The 19,703-nt window shown below is 36.1% G+C and carries 23 protein-coding genes; 11 read left to right on the top strand and 12 right to left on the bottom strand.

The genetic code is table 11. The features are described from left to right. Positions 1–9 precede the first annotated feature (9 nt). The 12 genes from AR685_RS16880 to AR685_RS18405 form a co-directional block, all read right to left on the bottom strand. The gene (locus AR685_RS16880) at positions 10–663 is read right to left on the bottom strand and encodes a hypothetical protein (RefSeq protein WP_059125295.1); all 654 of its coding nucleotides are present in this window, start codon (positions 661–663) and stop codon (positions 10–12) included. After that, the gene (locus AR685_RS16875) at positions 650–3,718 is read right to left on the bottom strand and encodes a TraG family conjugative transposon ATPase (RefSeq protein ID WP_185113250.1); all 3,069 of its coding nucleotides are present in this window, start codon (positions 3,716–3,718) and stop codon (positions 650–652) included. Before AR685_RS16875 ends, AR685_RS16880 begins: the two co-directional genes overlap by 14 nt. Positions 3,719–3,728: 10 nt before the next feature. Then, positions 3,729–4,049: a DUF4133 domain-containing protein gene (locus tag AR685_RS16870; RefSeq protein WP_059125294.1), complete on the bottom strand. Its 321-nt coding sequence runs from the start codon at positions 4,047–4,049 to the stop codon at positions 3,729–3,731. 1 nt (position 4,050) lies between these two features. After that, positions 4,051–4,371, bottom strand: a complete 321-nt coding sequence (locus tag AR685_RS16865; RefSeq protein WP_082671965.1) for a DUF4134 domain-containing protein — start codon at positions 4,369–4,371, stop codon at positions 4,051–4,053. 118 nt (positions 4,372–4,489) lie between these two features. Then, positions 4,490–4,993 (bottom strand): hypothetical protein, encoded by a 504-nt coding sequence (locus AR685_RS16860; RefSeq protein WP_059125293.1) that lies wholly within the window; start codon positions 4,991–4,993, stop codon positions 4,490–4,492. 23 nt (positions 4,994–5,016) lie between these two features. Beyond that, positions 5,017–5,667: a ParA family protein gene (locus AR685_RS16855; RefSeq protein ID WP_059125292.1), complete on the bottom strand. Its 651-nt coding sequence runs from the start codon at positions 5,665–5,667 to the stop codon at positions 5,017–5,019. Positions 5,668–5,709: 42 nt separating this feature from the next. Then, a complete protein-coding gene (locus tag AR685_RS16850; protein WP_059125291.1) occupies positions 5,710–7,173 on the bottom strand; it encodes a relaxase/mobilization nuclease domain-containing protein in 1,464 nt (487 codons plus the stop codon). Next, entirely contained in the window at positions 7,170–7,538 is a 369-nt protein-coding gene (locus AR685_RS16845) for a hypothetical protein (protein ID WP_059125290.1), read from the bottom strand. The genes AR685_RS16850 and AR685_RS16845 overlap by 4 nt, the downstream gene beginning before the upstream one ends. Continuing rightward, a complete protein-coding gene (locus tag AR685_RS16840) occupies positions 7,535–8,347 on the bottom strand; it encodes a hypothetical protein (RefSeq protein ID WP_059125289.1) in 813 nt (270 codons plus the stop codon). Before AR685_RS16840 ends, AR685_RS16845 begins: the two co-directional genes overlap by 4 nt. 606 nt (positions 8,348–8,953) lie before the next feature. After that, the gene (locus AR685_RS16830; protein WP_059125287.1) at positions 8,954–9,277 is read right to left on the bottom strand and encodes a hypothetical protein; all 324 of its coding nucleotides are present in this window, start codon (positions 9,275–9,277) and stop codon (positions 8,954–8,956) included. Between the two features lie 129 nt (positions 9,278–9,406). After that, entirely contained in the window at positions 9,407–9,565 is a 159-nt protein-coding gene (locus tag AR685_RS18410) for an integrase core domain-containing protein (protein ID WP_410492934.1), read from the bottom strand. 520 nt (positions 9,566–10,085) lie between these two features. Then, positions 10,086–10,271 carry a hypothetical protein gene (locus AR685_RS18405; protein WP_410492935.1) on the bottom strand — a complete coding sequence of 62 codons (186 nt, stop codon included), beginning with the start codon at positions 10,269–10,271 and terminating at the stop codon, positions 10,086–10,088. Positions 10,272–10,823: 552 nt separating this feature from the next. On the opposite strand from AR685_RS18405, the gene AR685_RS16820 reads away from it, so the two are divergent. From AR685_RS16820 to AR685_RS16770, 11 genes are all read left to right on the top strand, one after another. Further along, on the top strand, positions 10,824–11,174 hold the full coding sequence (locus AR685_RS16820; RefSeq protein ID WP_059125285.1) for a cyclophilin-like fold protein: 351 nt from the start codon (positions 10,824–10,826) through the stop codon (positions 11,172–11,174). A gap of 54 nt (positions 11,175–11,228) precedes the next feature. Then, the gene (locus AR685_RS16815; RefSeq protein ID WP_228376459.1) at positions 11,229–11,888 is read left to right on the top strand and encodes a cyclophilin-like fold protein; all 660 of its coding nucleotides are present in this window, start codon (positions 11,229–11,231) and stop codon (positions 11,886–11,888) included. Positions 11,889–11,901: 13 nt separating this feature from the next. Beyond that, a complete protein-coding gene (locus tag AR685_RS16810) occupies positions 11,902–12,351 on the top strand; it encodes a cyclophilin-like fold protein (RefSeq protein ID WP_059125322.1) in 450 nt (149 codons plus the stop codon). Positions 12,352–12,469: 118 nt separating this feature from the next. Continuing rightward, entirely contained in the window at positions 12,470–13,348 is an 879-nt protein-coding gene (locus tag AR685_RS16805; protein ID WP_059125283.1) for a helix-turn-helix domain-containing protein, read from the top strand. A gap of 81 nt (positions 13,349–13,429) precedes the next feature. After that, positions 13,430–14,029, top strand: coding sequence for a sugar O-acetyltransferase (locus AR685_RS16800; protein ID WP_059125282.1), 600 nt, complete (start codon positions 13,430–13,432; stop codon positions 14,027–14,029). Between the two features lie 11 nt (positions 14,030–14,040). Beyond that, on the top strand, positions 14,041–15,222 hold the full coding sequence (locus AR685_RS16795; RefSeq protein ID WP_059125281.1) for an NAD(P)-dependent alcohol dehydrogenase: 1,182 nt from the start codon (positions 14,041–14,043) through the stop codon (positions 15,220–15,222). A gap of 134 nt (positions 15,223–15,356) precedes the next feature. Further along, on the top strand, positions 15,357–15,854 hold the full coding sequence (locus tag AR685_RS16790; RefSeq protein ID WP_059125280.1) for a cupin domain-containing protein: 498 nt from the start codon (positions 15,357–15,359) through the stop codon (positions 15,852–15,854). Between the two features lie 82 nt (positions 15,855–15,936). Further along, positions 15,937–17,103: an aldo/keto reductase gene (locus AR685_RS16785; protein WP_082671964.1), complete on the top strand. Its 1,167-nt coding sequence runs from the start codon at positions 15,937–15,939 to the stop codon at positions 17,101–17,103. A gap of 26 nt (positions 17,104–17,129) precedes the next feature. Further along, the gene (locus AR685_RS16780; RefSeq protein WP_059125279.1) at positions 17,130–17,876 is read left to right on the top strand and encodes an SDR family oxidoreductase; all 747 of its coding nucleotides are present in this window, start codon (positions 17,130–17,132) and stop codon (positions 17,874–17,876) included. A gap of 43 nt (positions 17,877–17,919) precedes the next feature. Continuing rightward, on the top strand, positions 17,920–18,909 hold the full coding sequence (locus AR685_RS16775; protein WP_059125278.1) for an aldo/keto reductase: 990 nt from the start codon (positions 17,920–17,922) through the stop codon (positions 18,907–18,909). A gap of 312 nt (positions 18,910–19,221) precedes the next feature. After that, positions 19,222–19,650: a cupin domain-containing protein gene (locus AR685_RS16770; RefSeq protein WP_059125277.1), complete on the top strand. Its 429-nt coding sequence runs from the start codon at positions 19,222–19,224 to the stop codon at positions 19,648–19,650. Positions 19,651–19,703: the final 53 nt, after the last annotated feature.

Raw genomic sequence — 19,703 nt, 5'->3', positions numbered from 1 at the left:
ATTTGAGTTTTAAAAGTTTCGCTTATATCTGTTCATTATGTTTTCAACAATACCTTTGTCAGTATTGATATACCCCGCAAAAGGATTGATAGAATTCCAAAACCCTAATCTGTTTGCCTTTTCTAATCGTAATTTGATTGCCAAAAGCCATAACTTCAAAGTTTTCACATTAGTGGAGATATTGTGTAGAATCTTGTATCGATCACCTGCAGTAGCCAGATTCAGTTCACCGGAAGCAAGTATGTCGGTAACATCTGTTACAATCTTCAGACTTTGCTCGTAAGTTTTCTGTGAAGCTTTTGTCCCAAAAATGGCATATTGCGGATGCTGTGAAGCCAATTGAACTACTTCTGACGAATAAGCGTAGCATTTGTTAAGTTCAGAATAGATTTGCTGTACCTGAATACCGTTCTGCAGAGTTCCGGAAACTTCTTTTAAACCTTTTAGTATTTTATTCTGGATATCATTGGCTGCAACCATTTGTGTTCCCACCCAGGTTTGGGCATCCTTCAATTTTGAGGTTTCCTCAATGACATCATTCTGCTTGGCTTTTAGATTTTCAGAATACAATATCATTGCAGCTGTAACCGTCGGATCGATGTAGGTATTCTGGGCAAATAGAAAACTCCCACATCCTAAAAAAAATAAACTAAACTTTTTCATAGTGATATTTTTTGTCGATTAATTCTGAAAAACTGACTTGGTAGTCTTCCAGTTCCTGGTTGATGATTTTGAAAACATTTTTTCCTTTGTTTTCTGCCTTCATCATTTTGTAAAAAGAATCAAGTTTTAAATCCAATGGATTTTGATACAGATTGACCAGCGACACAAGATTTTCAAGACTGTCTCCAAAAGATTTTAAATCCGATACAATTTTAATGAGTGCTTCATCATAGCTTCCGTATTTTTGAACGTAATAGTCGACTGCTGATTTTTCGGGTTTTTCAGTGGTGTAGGTTAGATACTGTTCTATTGAAACTTCATTTCCATAGACTTCGCCTTTAGAACCTCGTTTGAGATAAAACTCCTTGAACCTGCTTCGACCAAACTTGTTATTAAGATTGTTGATAGTAAAAATTTTGTTCTGCTCAACTTTATTCAATGAGAGTAAAGCTGCTATACGGTCAAAATTGTCTTTGAACTTGGTCTGATCCAAAAGAATGAACGTATCAGAATTATTAATGATACTGTCTTTTACGACGGCATTTCCGATAATATCATCCAGTTCCTGTGTTACTACCACTGCTTCTCCCCAGAATTTCCTTACTGTTTTATAGAGATACAAAATGTATCCGCCCATAAGCTTACTGGCAATTGCCTTCCAAGCTTCTTCTATGATGAGCGCTTTTCTTCGGTCTTTCCTCAATCTCATTTTCTGGATGAAGGTATCCATAATGATAAGTGTTACGATAGGAAAAAGCTTGGGATTATCCTTTACATTATCAATTTCAAAGACAATAAATGACTCGTCAAACAAAGTATTATCGGCACTTTCATTGAGTGTGGTTCCATAACGTCCGCCTTTGTAGAAGTCCTTCAGAACGAAAAGGAAAGTTCTTAAATTAAATTCCCTTTCCGAGATGCTGTATTTTTTATTATTTAAATACAGAGGCAGGAATTTGTCGCAGTAATCATAGAATCCATTAAATGAAAGCTCTTTTGCATCTAACTTTTCTTCTACTTCCTTAATTTTTTTGATGATGGCTTTTCTAAACGATTCACTCCAGTTTTCTTTTATTTCCGATTGTCTGATAAGTTCATTCGATTTTATAAGAATCAATTGGGTTTCATTATAAATCCGTCTTCTTTCTTCATCATTAAGCGTATCGTAAGCTTCATAGACTGTATAAAATTGATCACTGTCATAGTCTGGATTGTTGATGTTCTTATCGGGATGATAGAATTTCAAAAGTTTTCTCCCTGCTTCTTTAATTTCCTCAGAACTTGCATCAAAAGTAATTTCTAAAATGTCATAATATGTTCTTTGTACTTTACTTTCATTCTCATACTCTGCACAAATATCCTCTTCGTGTACATTGTATTTATGAAGATAGAGGATCAATTCCTCTGAACTTTTAAGGTCGTACCATTGGGTTCCTGAATTGAAATACTGACGATAATAAGACATCAGCACATTATCTAAAATTGATTTTTGTGCAGATGACATTGATGCATCGGGTCCTTGCCATATCAGGAATATAAGGTTGGTCAAAAATTCAATTTTTTCAATATTGAACTCTTTTTTATCCATTAAAAAAGGATTCATTGTGATTGGTTTTTCCTCTGTGTACTGAATGTATCTCCCTCCTTTATATTTACAGGTTCCCGAATAAGAATCTCCGGTATCAACGATGACAACGTCATAATTGTAAGTAAGGTATTGCTCAATGATATTATTCATTAAAAAACTCTTTCCTGATCCGCTTGGTCCAAGGACAAACTTGTTCCGGTTATTGATGCGTCCAATTTTCATCGGTAGATCAGCAGGATCGACCTTTAACGGAACACCCTGCCGATCTGTAAACCTTAAATAAAAGTTGGATTCTTCGTTCACGGGGTAACTCTCTTTAAAAAAAAAACACAAGGCCGCTTCGCTTGTCGTCATAAAAAGGTCGTACTCTCTTAGCTCTGTAGAATTACCTGGGATGGCTGACCGGAAAAGTTCCAATTGGTTGTACGCATTCTTGGAAACAATAATTCCTTTTGTGAAGAGCTTATTTTCAATCATCGACTGTATATTCTCCATTTTTTCCAAAGTCTTTGCTGAAAAAAGAAGTGAAAAATGAGCATTTACAACCAAATGCCCATCAACTGCAATGTTGTGCAAAAGTGTTTGGATTTCTTCAGCTATGATCGCATTGGATGGAGAATTATTAGCCGCTCCTTCGTGCTTTTTCTTTTTCTTGTCGAGTTCCCTTTGCTGTTGTGCCTGAAGAGGAATAGTAATGACCTGATTGTAGATGATTGTTTCATAATCTTCTAGCTCATTGATGAATGTAAAATTATCAACAGCGGTTTCAGATGCAGCCCCATTTCCTCCGAGAATAGAATATGTTTCAATTTCAGAAGGCAAATCGATATTTTCAACATCGACAAAAGAAACATTTTTGACAAATCGGTTTCCTATCTGCAGATATTCACTGGTACTTTTGATGTTATCAAAACTTGGAACATCTGACAAATGCATTGATAATACACCTGATATGTAATATTCAAAATCCTCTGCAAATAAGAACTGTGGTTCGCAGTCATTCTGCTTGAGCAGCATCACTACTTTTTGACATTTATCCCGTAGCTCTTTGTAGCTTTTATCAGAAAAATGATAGTGCTTCATTTTCTTTTTCAGCCTGTCATCAATAATATCCGTGAAGAAAAGTACTGTTTCAATGGTTTTGAAGAGTCTACCATCAAAGTGTTCGGAGTATTTTTGCTGAAGAAATTGATTGGAATGTTCTGCAGTGTATTTCTTTTTTGAAAAAATATCGAGCTTTTGCACGATCCTACCCTCTCCAATAATGGATACGACTTGATTTAAAACAGTATGAAAATTCAGGTAATTATCCGGATCAGCAGAATATTGCTCAACAGCATTCCTTATACGGATACCGATAATGGGATTTCCATACTGCCCAAACAAGACATCAAAATCCCATCCGAAATCTTTCCCATAATCGAAGCCAATAAAAGGAATGTCAAATGCGTGTTTTTTAATTTTCATTTTAATTTATTTAATTGTTGATTTCAAAACCGTTTGATTTGTTTTGCTTTAAAAGCTTAGTGTTGATAATCCTCTTAGGAAAAATTAAAATCTGATTGAAGTTTTTGGTCTTGGCATAAAGACCGTGCTTGTCTTGTCTTTTGAAAATGAGATAAACACCTCCTGCTGTTACTGCAAGTCCTAATAGAGAACCCAGTAATCCGAACTTGGATAAGACAAGTGCCGCAATGACGCCACCTCCGATAACACCAACTGCATAGAAAATATATTTCCCTTTGAGTCCGAAGAATACAAGGGGTTTCTTAAGCCCCTTGTAGAGATAGAAACCCATATTAAGCAAAGAATGCTGTTACGAATTCCGGAACTACCAATAAGAATATCATCGCTCCTCCATAGCCCAGGATTTCTTTGTTGACATCCTGATCGCCATTCGTCCACTTGTTATAGACTCTCAGACCGCCTATGAAACCTACCAAACCTCCGACTGCCTTGAGAATAAGCTTGATAGGATCCCAATAATCCTTAATGTCGTTCGCTGCATTGGAAATTGCCGTTGCACCGCCCTGAGCAAAAATTGGGGTTACTGCAAGAAGTAATAATGTGGCAGTAAATAATTTTGTAATAATTTGATTACGTGTACTCCTGTAATTCATAATGATTAAATATTTATGGTTAGAATTGTGGTTATTTTGCTCAGAAAAAGGCATAAGAGGTATGCTATCCGCCATTTATTGGCGGATCAGAATAGAATTGGAAGGGTTGCTTAATGTTTTAGATCAGCGACTGATAAATCTTGTAACCGTCATGGTCTGCAAGAACCTGTACACTGGTCTCGGCAAGGTTTAGGAACTGATAGAACTGCTTATGATATGATTGATTTCTTGAGTTAGGCATTGGAGTGTTTTCAACTTGTACAACAGTGGAAATTTCTTCTACCTCTTTAGATTCTGAAATTTCATTAAAACTGTCAATATCATTTTCAGACTCGAACTTATTTCTCCAATACTCAAGGTCTCTGTTTTCATTATGTCCGTCCTCTATTACGGGAGAAAGTTCTCTTTTGTTGAATGAATTAGGAGTATTTATATTTTCGACATCATCGATGCTGACTTGTTGTACTTCAGTTGTATTATTATCAAGAAAATCATTCAAAGAATATTCTTCGGTTTCATCTTGATTCTTAGAAATATCCTTTTTCAGGAAAAGGTCATAGATGATGTTTCCTACGTAGTATAGCAGATAAACAGAGATAATACTGATAATTATTTTTGTCATTTGAGATGGTATTAATGATTTTGTTATAATGTAATTTCAAGACATTTATTAATGTATTCTGTCAGCTCCAAGAAGGAATTTTTTACAGCATATTTTTGTTCATAGGTCAGTTTCCTTGTATCAATAGTCTGCAAACAATTCCTTTTAAATACCGGGCTTTTTAACAGAAGACCATATTTACTAATCTCGGCATCCATACCTTCCTGATTCTGGTACTTATAGCCTTTATCATATTTTGATCTGATAAATACCCGCGCTGCCTGACTTTCCAAAAGACCTAAAAAATTGATAAACACCAAGGTCGATTTTGCAGATACATTAGAGTATTCAAAAGGAATAACTATAAAATCACTGTAAATAAGCAGATCACTGTATTTTGCATCCAATGTTCCTGCAAGGTCAAACACATTAACGTCTTCACTTTCCTTCATTTCAATCAAATGTTCAAAATCCGAAAAAGGCTGCTCATTCTCCTCATCAATAATTTCTACATCATACAGCTTTGGAATATCGAGCAATCCATCCTCTTTCCATTTGTAGTAAAACGACTTCTGAAAATCAAAATCGAATACATTGACCTTCCTTTCGGAAGAAAGTGCAATGTAGTTAGCAAAAGCAATAGCTAAAGTTGTTTTACCGGTTCCTCCTTTCTGCGTTCCAAAAGTGATTATCATATGAATTGGTGATTGGTTTTTGGTTTAATAAATGGTCTGCCGCTACCGGCGCTTTCTTCTCTTTTTACGTTCTTGCTCAGCAGGATCTTTGGCTGAGCCGGAACTTTTCATCAGTTCAAAAAACAATTCGTTGACTGCTTTATTTAATTCGTTACCTGTCTTGTATTCAGTTTTTGATGTAACCTGTATCTGAGGATCAAGCAATTTTTGATACTGCTTTTCTCCAATCAATGCCTCCACTTCTCCTATATAATGCAGTCTCGAATGAATGACGTAATATTTTCCATCTTCCAACTTTATAACATTGATATCTTTATTATTTTGTGCTTTTAGATATTCTCGAACATCGTTTCTTATGGCATTGTATATTTCCTTGTTTTTAAGTTTTTTATTACCAAAAAGCATAAATTCCTTTATCTCATTTTCTGGATGTCTAACTTTGAGAAAATCCATTAATAGCATTTTACTATCACTATCTCTTACATTGTAATCCTGCAGACTTTCAAATAGTTTTTTACCAATTTTTTCGGACGTGAACTCAAACAACTCGCTCATTTTCATAAGTTCGCTTCCTTTATAAACTGTCCCAGTTTTATGGTCAATTAAAGTGTAACCAAAAGGCTGATATTCATCTTTATGATGAAACACGATGTCTATTCCAAATACATCTCTCAGTTTTTTCTGAAGCTCGCTTTCAAATTCTATCTTCGGAGTAAGCTTATCTTTTTCTCTCATCTTTTCTTCCGGAAGCATTCCTTCTTGTTTTCTAAAATCCTCAACTTTAAAAACTTTATTGGAATAAATGTTTTTATATTTCCATAGAATTGCTCGAAGTTGCTTTGTTCTGTTTTTATCATTTTTATTATCAAAGACTAATTGGTTTCCCTTTAACGTTTGTTGGATAACACCGTTTTTTAATAGGGTCAAATATTTTTCATCATTTGGGTTTTTGCCCATTTTGTATCCATTCCTATCAAGTAAAGTTTCTAATTGATTGATAGAACTTATCTTATAATTCAAAAGTCTATTCAGTTTTTCCTCTGACTTAAGTCCATAGAGCTTTTCTAAAGTGTCGCTTAATGCTTTTTGAGCCTTAAGCTTCTCGTAGTTATCACTAATTTTCTTCCCAGTCTGTTTGTCCACACGGGTTGTGACAATATGGACATGATTGTTCTCCGTGTCATTGTGATTGACCACTATAAATGGTTGTTTTCTATAACCCATTTCATCCATAAAATTTTCAGCAATCTTAGTCAGCTCCTCTTTTGAATGTTCCTGAAATTTAGTGGAGATCATTGCATGGAATTGAGGTTTCAAAACCTTGTTATTTCTATTTGAAATAGCTTTCAAATAATCCTGAACTTGCTTTTTTTCGCTATCTCCGTTGATAAATGATGGGAAATTTTTCATCTTCATCAACTCGCCTTTTCCTTCATTGATCTTCTTGTCATTATAATTTACTCCCGGAAAATTAGACCCAGCCGGAGCCATAATTTTAATAATCATTTTGCCAGCAGAGCATAAATCTTTTCAAATATTCTATTCTGCATCTTTTTCAATTCTGAAATCTCTGAGAGCTTTTCCAAAAATTCATCCAGCTCCCTGGGACTAATAAACCGTTGAGTGTTGACAATCTTAGCAACCTGATTGATATTGGTCTCAATTTTCACAAAGACATTATCCTGTTTTTCAATGAACTCTAAAACATTTCTTCTCTCATCATCCATTATTCTTTTTTCGACGGAATTGATAATTAAACTTGTGATAGAAATATTTTTTTCCTTGCATAAGCTTTTCCACTTTTCTTTCTGGCTGAGGGAAATTCTAATTTTAACGTAATCTTTCTTCTCAAAATGCTTTTTATCTATCATTCAACTACGTTCAGATAGTTAATCGGAAAGGTGGTCATACCTTTTATCGTACCGTTAAATTTTTCTATTTGATTCTTCCACAACAGTAAATGGAAATTGACGTTTGTAAATGAAACTATGCCTTGTTCTACACCTAAGCCTCCTCCATTAGGACTTCCGCTTACCAAAATATTGTTGATCGTACCTACACTGCCATCTGACATAAAACCTAAATCACGCAATGGCTTCGAAAGATTCAACATGACATAATTTGAAGTGATGGGCGTTGAGCTGCTAATGGTTAGATCTAGATATCCAATTGTTCCGATTCGTCTTTCATCAATCTGTCCGGTTATTCCTGACCCTGCTGTACCAAGTCTATATATTTTTGTTGATAAAGAATGCTGCCGAGGATTTATTGGAAAAGGAAGATATGCGTTCCAAGCGGTCTGTTCAGAAATAGTATTTACAGGAAGTGTTTCATCCAATACGACAAGCGCATCATAGTAAATCGGTTCAGTAAATATCTGATTCCAAAACTGTCCATTGAAATAATAATATCCTTCTTTAACAACAAGAATAACTTGACCCAAAAGATTAGATACAGGTTGAGTTACATAGACAATGGCACCTTTTTGCAATACCGAATAATTTTTACTTGCAAGCTGATTACCTGTAATTCTAGGCGGAATTATGCCATCAAAGTGATTGGGCAAATCTGTTTTCCCGACAATATCCAAAGTTGCTGAAGGTGTCTGCGTGTTTACTCCAACCTGTGCCTCAACAATAATTGTAAAGAAAAATAACAAAAGGTTAAGTAATATTTTCATTTTTTGATAAAATTTCTACGGCAAAGTTGGATTATAAAAACCTGTAAAACAAGTGTTTTTAAGAGAGCTAGGTTAATTAAGAATACTCTGAATGAGTCTGGAATCTTTAAAGATTAAAAGAGAATAATCCGGAATCTCAAACGTGATTTCATTCAAAATAAAAAAACAAGTTCCGCCGTTTTTTCTCCTTTTTGCAGAAAAGGCAAGATCGTCTTTGGAGCCAGAAATTTGCCAAAATTTGTGGGTACAAAGACACATCTTGCGAACGTGAAATTTCCATTTTCCAGGGTTCTGAAAACCAAACCCCACCAGATTATAAAATACCAACAAGCAACATTTACCATCTATACTTTTCACTTTTAAAAGAAAAAGATATTGGATAGGGTAAAATAAGTTAACCTGTATTTATTTCGCCCTGCTTAAGAATTTGATCACGGATTATTTTAGACAGGTGCTGCGGATAGGTTGCTTTAATATTAAGCAGGTTCAGAAATAACCTATCCTTATTTTATGCAGATTTTAAAAATATTATTTAGAACTTGTATTATAGGTGAAAATGTGATCATGTATTAGTTTACACACATGTACGGATATATTGTGATCATTTTACGCAGGTTTTGAATATATTATTGTTGATCTCATTTCGTTATTTACCTGTTTAACAACAATGTTAATTACCCTCAGTCTGAACATAAGAGAGTCCCGCTGCTCTACCAACATCTCCCCAAAAGGTAAATTTAAGAAATATTGGGTAGGTTCTGCAATTTCATTGGTGACATACGTTGCTGTACCGAGATCACCGTGCAGATAATATACTCCAGTCAAGACTGCAGGCCCCTTTGGAAATTCCTTATCTACTTCAGTAGCTTTGTAACCTGCTTTTGATAAATATGTTTTGAAATCATTTTCAGCAGCAGATTGAACTTGCAACTATTTTTGAGACAAAATTATATACTCTTTATGCTACATTTTTAGATTGATTAGACATTAAATTTTAATACTCTATTATGATTAAATTTCCTAAAGCCAAATGCCTTCTCTGAGTGTTGTAAAATGTTTCTATATATTCAAACACAGAGTTTTGGCATGGTTTCTAGTTTCATATTTATTTTGAAAGACAAGTTCGGTTTTCAAAGTTTTAAAGAAACTCTCCGCTACAGCATTATCATAACAATTTCCCTTTCCACTCATACTTCGGGTAATGTTTTTTCCGACCAATGACGTAAATTCTGTGCACGCATGCTGAATCCCTCTGTCCGAAATCGAAGATTCGACGTAGTCAATGGAAAATTAAACTACCATGATTCTGTAAAGGGTGGTGAAGCCGTGCCATTTTCAAGGCAGCACTACTGGTTTCCTGAGTTTTCATCGTCTCACTTAGCGACCACCCTATAACCTTTCTGTCAAACAAATCAATAACTGTGGTAAGATATACCCAGCCTTGACTGTATTCCCTTTGCTTCTAATTCTCTGGCTATTCGCGGACTTTCATATCTGCCACGGCTCCAATGATAGATACTGAAGATCTCCGCAGATAAAACAGCTCTTCTTTCTGAACGCATAGTAGGTTTTCTTTTCTTCCCATGATAGAAACTGCTCCTACTTACCTTTAATACCTCACACATCTTCCCGACAGGAAACACATTAGCGTGTTATTTGATGAATTTATATCTTACCCGTCTATCTTGGAGAAGATGCCTACCGCCTTTTTAAGATGTCACGTTCTAGCTTTGTTTCTTCAAGTTCCTTGCGAAGTTTCAAAAGCTCTTCTCTTATGGGATCGGAGGAAATTTGTTTTTCCTTCGTAAGCTTTACCTTCTTTGTGAAGCTTTATCCAATTGATTAAACTTTCTTTGCAACTCCCTAATTCTTGAGCTACTAAGGATACATTGCCTCGCTGTTCGCTTAAAGATATTGCTTGGATCCTAAACTGGCTTCGGCCAATCTTCGATTTCTAAACTGTAATTTTTTCTGATCTTTTTCATACTCTTAAAGTTAAAGAGTATAAAAATTGTGTCCTAACAAAGTTAGCAACTCCATCCAGCAACGAATTTTGTTGTAGTGTTTACCTCAAATGAATTTCATCTGATTTCCAATGCACCCATTTTCAAAATTTTCTGCCAAAGCCTAATAACCATTATCAACTCTTTTTTAATGGTTTTCAGAAATGCTCACTAAGGTTAATCAGTAAAAATGGTAAAACAATCAGTATTTTGTATAAGTATAAGCTACAGCAATTTACGAAATTTGTAGTATCAAATTTCGATTTTACAATGATTGATACGAGAAAGGACAAAATTATGATTTGATTAATTTTTAAAATTAACTACTGTCTCGTACGACAAAATAAACAACAATGAAAAATTTATATTTTTTTACCTTGATACTATGTCCATTGATCTATTCTAGTACTGCACTGTGTGGTGAACATAAGAAATTTGAGAACTAGCAAAAAGACAAAGAAAATTACAATAAAATGCAAAATATAGAAATAAAAGTTAAGGTCAATTCGAAAACCTTTACAGGAAAGCTCTACGACAATCAGACGGCAAAAGCATTTAAAGCATTATTACCTCTGACGATTAAAATGGAAGACTTTAACCGTAATGAGAAGAAATATGATTTTCAAAAACCTTTTCCGACCAACAACCATAACCCAACTAAAATAAGTAAAGGTGATTTAATGATCTGGAGCGACAACACGTTGGTACTTTTTTACAAATCCTTTGCAACACCCTACAGCTATACGAAATTAGGAAAGATAGACGATCCAGCGGGCTTAGAGCAAGCATTAGGATCGGGCAATGTTACCATTACGTTTGAATAAAAAATATAAATTTCTCCCAAAAACACAGTTCTAATGAAAAGAATTTTATCCTATTTGTTAGTAATTTTCGCTGTCAGCATCAGCAAGCTGAACGCACAAAGCCAAAATGTAAAAATCACTGTCGGCTCCTCTGAATTTATTGCCACGTTAGAAAATAACCCAACGTCTGCTGCATTTGTACAATTGTTACCACTCACCATTAATATGAGTGAGCTTGGGGGAGTAGAAAAATACTTCTACTTTCCGTCAGGCACTACTTTGCCAACAAACGCTACAAATCCCGGTACCATCCAGACGGGTGATTTAACATTGTATGGCAATAACTGTTTAGTTCTTTTTTATCAAACTTTCCCTACCTCAGTCAGCTATACAAAAATAGGAAAGATAAATAATGTTACAGGGCTCACAGCAGCCTTAGGCTCTGGAAGCGTATCTGTTTCTTATGAACTTCTAGACCCGACTATGGGCGTATCGGATTTAGATGTAAAAAATAATTTATTTCAGGTAACACCAAACCCTGCTACAGAAAACTTCAGAGTAACAGGAAGCGATTTTACCAGCTTATCCTTATTAGATATGAACGGAAAAGTGCTATTACAGTCGAAAGAAAATAAAGTAGATACAAGCAATATTCCAGCAGGTGTATATTTCATCAAAATTGATGCAGATAAACACAGTACGGTGAGCAAAAAAGTAATCATTAAAAGTAAATAAAAATATGAGAAAAATGAAAAACGTGGTAATAGCAATATTCGCTCTAACCTTTACATTATTATTTACAGGATGCAGCAAGGATGATGATCCCATTATCAACGATGCCGTATCCACTGATAAAGTGAAAATTACAGTCGGTTCTTCCGTATTCACAGCGTCTCTCTATGAAAATGCCACTGCAGATGCGTTTAAGGCAATGTTGCCATTAACGCTTAATATGAGCGAACTGAACGGGAATGAAAAATTTTTCGATTTTGCAAATAACCTACCATCAAATGCTTCCAATCCGGGTTCCATACAGAATGGGGATATCATGCTCTATGGCAGCCGAACTTTGGTTTTATTCTACACATCGTCATCCACTTCATACACATACACCAGGATAGGAAAAGTAGATGATACATCGGGTTATGCAGCAGCACTGGGCTCAGGTGCAGTCACTGTTAAATTTGAATTACAGTAATGAGAATACTACGGAACGCAAAGTTTCTCATTCAAAAGATAAAAAACGTATGACAATATCTGTTTTTTAAAGTGTAAAAAAGTAATTGGTTTTTATTTGAATTTCTTAACCTGACAAGATGAAAGATAGAGTAACAAGAGAAGTTTCCAAGTTTAATAACGAACTGAAACTTCAAGGTTTTAAGGCGTTTCAGATTGAGAAAGACAATACTGAGACGCGAACATACAGTAGAAAAGAATTCTATAAAATATGTCTGACAACCGGAAAAAGCAAAATTCATTATTCCGAGAAAACCTATGAACAGGAAGGGACGATTCTTTTCTTTGGCAATCCACACATCCCCTACTCCTGCGAGACAATTTCTAGCTCATACGTGGGTTACACTATTCTTTTCTCAGAAAATTTCTTTAAAAATTCTGAACGAAAGGAAAGTTTACAGCAGTCTTCATTTTTTAAAATTGGAGGAACACCTGTTTTAAAGATAACAGAGGAGCAAAGGTCTTTTCTCAATACCATTTTCCAGAGGATGATTAAAGAACAGGAAAGCGGCTACATATATAAAGATGAATTAATTAGAGATTACATCAGTCTCATCATCCACGAATCTCTAAAGATGGAGCCTTCAGAGATCTATGGACAAAACAATAATGCCTCGTCGAGACTAACTTCTGTTTTTCTTGAATTATTAGAAAGGCAATTTCCGATTGAAACTATCCAAAATCCGCTTATATTAAGAACGGCTCAGCACTATGCGCAAAAACTGAATGTTCACGTCAATTACTTAAATCGTGTGGTCAAGGAAGTAACGGGAAAACCAACAACAACTCACATTACAGAGCGAATAATTACCGAAGCAAAAGCCTTATTACAGCACACTGACTGGAGTATTTCCGAAATAGCTTATTCACTTGGGTTCGAATATCCAACTTACTTTAATAATTTTTTTAAGAAAATTACAGGAACTAATCCAACTGGATTTCGTCTGGCAGAAGTTTGAAATCCTTAACATTTGGTTTGATAATCTTTACCCACTTTCTCTTTTCAACATTAAATTTGTAAATAATAATCAACTATAGATATGATTCCAGACTTAAATGACAGCCTTGATCCAAAATTCTTTCAAGAAGACATTTTTGAAAGACTGATAGCTGGAGAAACCATATTTCCCAACGATCCGCAACGCGGCAGGTTGATGGAGGAAGCATTCGCAGTAAAAGCCCTTCTTAATAAAATGAATGCTTCATCGGATCCTGAAATCATCACGTATATATTAAGTCAGGTTTTATACAAAAAGATCGAGGATGTCACCATTTTTACACCGATTTACATCAATTACGGCAAGAACATATACATTGGGAAAAATGTCTTTATTAATTTCGATTGTACCTTTCTGGCCTTAGGCAGAATTACAATTGATGACAATGTTTTAATTGGACCGAAGGTCAGTTTGATTACAGAAGGTCATCCGTTGGATCCAAAAGACCGACACGGATTGACTGCTAAGCCAATTGTAATCAAAAAAAATGCTTGGCTAGGCGCAAATGCTACAATCCTTCCTGGTGTTACAATTGGCGAGAATTCGATTGTTGCAGCAGGTGCAGTAGTTTCAAAAGATGTTCCAGATCATACGATCTTTGGTGGGATTCCTGCAAAAATCATTAAAAATCTTCACTACTAAATCATTAATATATGTCAAACCACAACGACCCTTCAAGAAGAAAATTTATCATACAGACAGGAATTGCGGGCGCAGGCCTAATGCTTGCTGGTTCTTTGAGCATTTTCGCACAAACAAATAATAAAAAAAATATGAGCAAGAACATAAAATCTAGAGGCTACGCAGGAAAAGATGTGGCAGGAAAGATGACGCCATGGGAATTTGAGAGAAGACCCGTTGGAGATAATGATGTTTTAATTGAAATTAAATATTCAGGAATCTGCCATTCGGATATTCATACGATCAAAGGACATTGGGGTCCTCAAAAATATCCACAAGTGCCTGGGCACGAGATCGCCGGCATTGTAACAGCCATTGGCAAAAATGTTACTAAGTTTAAGATTGGTGACCAGGCAGGGGTAGGTTGCATGGTTAACAGTTGTATGCATTGTGACAGTTGTAAAAGTGGTGAGGAACATCACTGCGAAACCGGTGGAATGATTGGTACTTATGGTGTACCTGAAAAATCATCACCAAGTGGAATAACGCAAGGTGGTTATTCTAATAATATTGTGGTAACAGAACATTTCGCTATCAAAATTCCTAAGAGCATTGAGCTGAAATATGCAGCTCCTTTGCTTTGTGCAGGAATTACGACGTATTCACCAATGATGAAGGTGAATTTCAAGAAAGGTGATAAGATAGGTGTGATTGGTATTGGTGGCTTAGGACATATTGCTGTTAAATTAGCAGTATCAAAAGGAGCTAAAGTATATGCATTCACCACATCTCCTTCAAAAGTAGACGATATTAAAAGCTTTGGAGCAGAAGAAGTTATCGTCGTAAAAACGGCAGAAGATTTAAAGCCTTACAAAGGAAAACTAGACTTTATGATTTCAACTGTTCCTTACGCATACGAAATGTCCCCTTACATCGACTGCGTAAAAAAGTATGGCTACTTTACGCAAGTGGGACAACCAATCAACGGTGAACTAACCATCAATAATTTTAATATGATTTTCAACAGAGTGAATTTTAACGGTTCACTAATCGGTGGTATTCCCGAAACCCAGGAAGTGATGGATTATTGCGCTGACAATAAAATCTATCCGCAGATAGAAATGATTAAAGCTTCAGAAATAAATGATGCATGGGGGAAAGTTGTCAATAAAGAAGCGAGATACAGATATGTGATTGATGCTACGACATTTTAATTTTAATACCTGAAATTTGAATGTAGCGTAATCTCCCATCCGTTTATCGTTGCTAATTCTCCTCAGTTTCAAGACAAAAGTTGCAGCAAACTGAATTCAGTCTTCAAATTTGAAAAAAATAAAATCGACCCATTATGAAAAATGTTTTAATATCAGGTGCACTGTTTATATTTTGCTCAGTTGCAATTTTTTCCTGTGACAAAAAGCACAAGGATGCATCCATCGGTAAAAAAAAGGAATTAAATCAAATTTTTCCTTCAGGAAAAAAAGGTCCAAGTGAAAATTTTACCGGAAACGCATACAACGTGGGATTGGTAGATCCTGACAGCACGTTCACAACATCTGTAGGCAATGTTTATTTCGAGCCCGGTGCAAGAAGCAACTGGCATAGTCATCCTGCGGGTCAAATTCTAATTATAACAGACGGAATTGGTTACCATCAGATAGAAGGAAAACCAATTGAAATCATTAAAAAAGGTAGTGTTGTAAAATGTCCGCCAAATGTGCGCCACTGGCACGGAGCAAGTACTGATGTAGGATTACAACAGTTATACATTGTTCCGAATACCGAAAAAGGAATTGTGAAATGGCAGGAAGCAGTGACTGATGAAATATACAACAGTGTACAATAATGTCGGTGAAAAAGGCCCATTAAACTAAATTTCAAGCGTAAGACTTTGTTTTCTCCGAGTGAAACTTAAAAAAAATTAAAATATGGATAAGTATACACATAATCAAAACACCAAATCCTTGGAGCGACGGGACTTCCTGAAGAATGCGTCATTACTTACCTTGGGAACTATTGCCTCAGGAACATTGTTGAGTTTCGGATCTGCTCCCGGTAATTACGAAAATAACAACATTAGTATTAAGAAAGATTCTGGAAAGCTACTTAAAGAAAAGAGAACATTAGGATCAAAAAAAAATCCATTGACAGTTTCTGCCATCCAGTTAGGCTGTATGGGAATGCACACCGGACGTGGCGTCCATCCAGACCATAAGAGTATGGTCAAATTAATTCGAAATGCCGCAGAAATTGGTTGTGACTTCTTTGACACCGCTGAAGTATATGGCCCATACATCAATGAAGAATTGGTAGGTGAAGCACTTAAACCTATCCGAAATCAAGTGTCTATTTCGACCAAATTCGGTTTTGCAATCGATGGTACAAATGCTTTGGACAGCAGGCCAGCACATATACGTAAAGTTGTTGAGCAGTCCCTGAAAAGATTAAAAACCGACCGTATCGATTTATTATATCAACATCGTGTTGATAAAAATGTTCCCATTGAGGATGTTGCTGGAACTGTAAAAGATTTGATCAGAGAGGGAAAAGTGCTGCATTTCGGACTTAGCGAGGCAAAAGCAGAAACGATAAAAAAAGCACATGCAGTCTGTCCTGTAACAGCCGTTCAGAGTGAGTATTCCTTTATGACCAGATTACCGGAAGAATTTATCTTCTCGACTTTGCAGGAGTTAGAAATTGGTTTTGTAGCATATAGTCCACTGTGCCGTGGGTTACTGGGTGGAACATTAACGGAATATTCTGACCTGAATACAAATGACATTCGCGGTGCGTGGCCAAGGTTCCAGCCTGAAGCCATAAAGTCCAATATCCGTATTGTAGAGGCACTGAATGATTTTGGAAAAACAAGGGGAATGACCTCATCTCAAATATGTTTGAGCTGGATGCTCTCCAAATACCCCTTTATTGTTGCTTTACCAGGCACGACGAAAATTTCACATCTGGAAGAGGATTTCAGAGCTGCCGACTTTACATTGTCAGCCTCAGAGATTAGTGAGCTTGAAAGCAGAATAGAGAAGATAGGTGTTGTGGGAGATAGATATGACGCAAAACAGCAGGCACAAGTCGAATATTAACAGTTAAAAAAAATTAAATAAGAAAAATGGAAAATAATATCAAAAACAAAATAGTCATTATTACAGGAGCAAGCAGTGGTATGGGTGAAGCTGCAGCTAAACATTTAGCGACACTCGGCGCTGTTGTCGTACTTGGCGCAAGAAGAACAGACAAAATTGAGCAACTCGCAGAAGAAATCGTTGAAAATGGAGGAAAAGCACTAGCCATAAAAGCAGATGTTACAAATCTGACAGAAGTACAAAACCTTGTCGATACTACCGTTCAAAAATTTGGGCGTCTCGATGTACTATTGAACAATGCCGGCGTGATGCCACTTTCTCCGATAGATAGACTTAATGTAGATGAGTGGAACACAATGATTGACGTAAATATCAAAGGAGTGCTAAATGGTATTGCCAGTGCTCTTCCATATATGAAAGAACAAAAATCCGGTCAGATCATCAATACTGCTTCAGTTGCAGGTCACAAAATATTTGGTGGTTCTGCAGTTTATTCGGCTACCAAATTTGCTGTTCGCGCTTTATCTGAAGGTTTGAGAATGGAATTAAAGCCCTATAATATCCGTACCACCATCGTATCTCCCGGTGCTGTAAAAACTGAACTTCTGGAACATATTTCTGAAGCAGATATTCAGAAGGCCAATAAAGAGTATGTAGGACAAGTGGGTATAAGCGCGGACAGTTTTGCTCGTGTGGTTGCCTTTGCAATTAGCCAGCCGGAAGACGTTGACATCAATGAAGTCATATTCCGACCAACAGCGCAGGAATTGTAGAAACACTTTTTTTACTAAAAAATTAATGAATTAATAATGTTGTATGGAAAAACGTCTTTTAGGAGAGGGAGGTCTTGAGGTCTCTGCGCTTGGGTTAGGATGTATGGGTATGAGTTATGGCTACACGCCAATCCCTAACAGAAAAGAAATGATCAAACTAATCCGTAAGGCTGTCGAAAGTGGGGTGACCTTTTTCGATACAGCGGAGGTATATGGCCCTTTTATTAATGAGGAGTTGGTTGGCGAAGCATTGGAACCATTTAGAGAAAAGGTCAATATAGCGACCAAGTTTGGTTTTAAACCTGCTGCTGATGGTTCTTGGTCAGAATTAAACAGTCGTCCGGATAACATTAGGAAGGTAGCAGAAGAGAGTTTAATAAGACTAAAAACAGATGTCATTGATCTTTTTTATCAACACCGTGTCGACTTAAATGTACCGATTGAAGATGTGGCAGGAACGGTAAAAGACCTGATACAAGAGGGTAAGGTAAAACATTTTGGACTATCTGAAGCTAGCGCAGAAACCATCCGACGCGCACACTCTGTACAAAAGATTACGGCATTGCAGAGTGAGTACTCCTTGTGGCACAGAAAACCAGAAGAGGAAATCATTCCGACACTTGAAGAATTAAAAATAGGTTTTGTTCCATTCAGTCCTTTAGGAAAAGGCTTCCTGACAGGCAAAATTGATGAAAAGACACAGTTTCACAAAGGTGATTTCCGCAACACTCTACCCCGCTTTCAAGAAGAAAACAGAAAAGCCAATCAGGCAATGGTACAACTACTCAACACCATTGCAAGACAAAAGAATATAACAGAGGCGCAAGTAGCGCTAGCTTGGCTCTTGGCTCAGAAACCTTGGATTGTTCCTATCCCCGGAACAACAAATCATCACCGTTTAGAAGAAAATTTAAGTGCCGTAAATATTGAGCTTACAGGCAAAGAATTAGAAAAAATTAATGAAGCTGCTGCTCATATTGCTGTAGTGGGTCCCAGATATACAGAAGCTGGTGAAAACCTGACGGGTCGGTAATCAATCGAGTTATATAAAATTGCAAAACAGTAATAACACCTTTGCAACGTTATTGTCGTTATGTTTTTTTGTGCATAATATGCCATTGTAGAACTAAGAGTAATGAATAAATTGAAACACAAATGCTCTTAAAATCTGGTTTTTATCGTAGACGATAATGATGATAGAAGAAGAAGTTAGAATTTTGACAGCCAGTTAATTTCCATATAGCATTCTCAATAATGATCCAACGAGTGCATCTGACTTTAATGCAGTGTTGCAGCAGATATTTCGAGAAGTCGCTTAAATTATTAAAATTTTAAATAAAGAAAAATGAATACAAAAATTCCAAAAATAAGTGATTTTCCAACAGGGGAAGAAAATACTGGATTTGCACAATATTTTACAGGTATTTCTTATCTTGCCAATCTCACCAGCAAAAAGGATCTAAATGTTCCCATTTCAAATGTGACCTTTGAACCCGGTTGCAGAAATAATTGGCATAAACATACTGGCGGTCAGATTTTAATTGCAGTTGGAGGTCAAGGCATTTATCAGGAAAGAGGAAAACCGGCCAGAAAATTAAAATCAGGAGATGTTGTCGAAATTGCACAAGATGTCGAACATTGGCACGGTGCAACTTCAACACATTGGTTTTCACATTTGGCTATCACCTGTAATCTGACGAACAATGAAAATTTTTGGTTGGAAACTGTCACAGATGAAGTTTTCGCTGAGGCTAATGATCAAGTCAAAGAATAATAAACTATTGTGAAGGTAAGTATTTTTCACCTTTATTTCACTGATTTTTATTA

The sequence above is a fragment of the Chryseobacterium sp. JAH genome, from assembly GCF_001507335.1.
Classification (GTDB): Bacteria; Bacteroidota; Bacteroidia; order Flavobacteriales; family Weeksellaceae; genus Chryseobacterium.
Note: the sequence above shows the minus strand (reverse complement) of the source record. Positions and strands in the feature narration are given on the sequence as shown.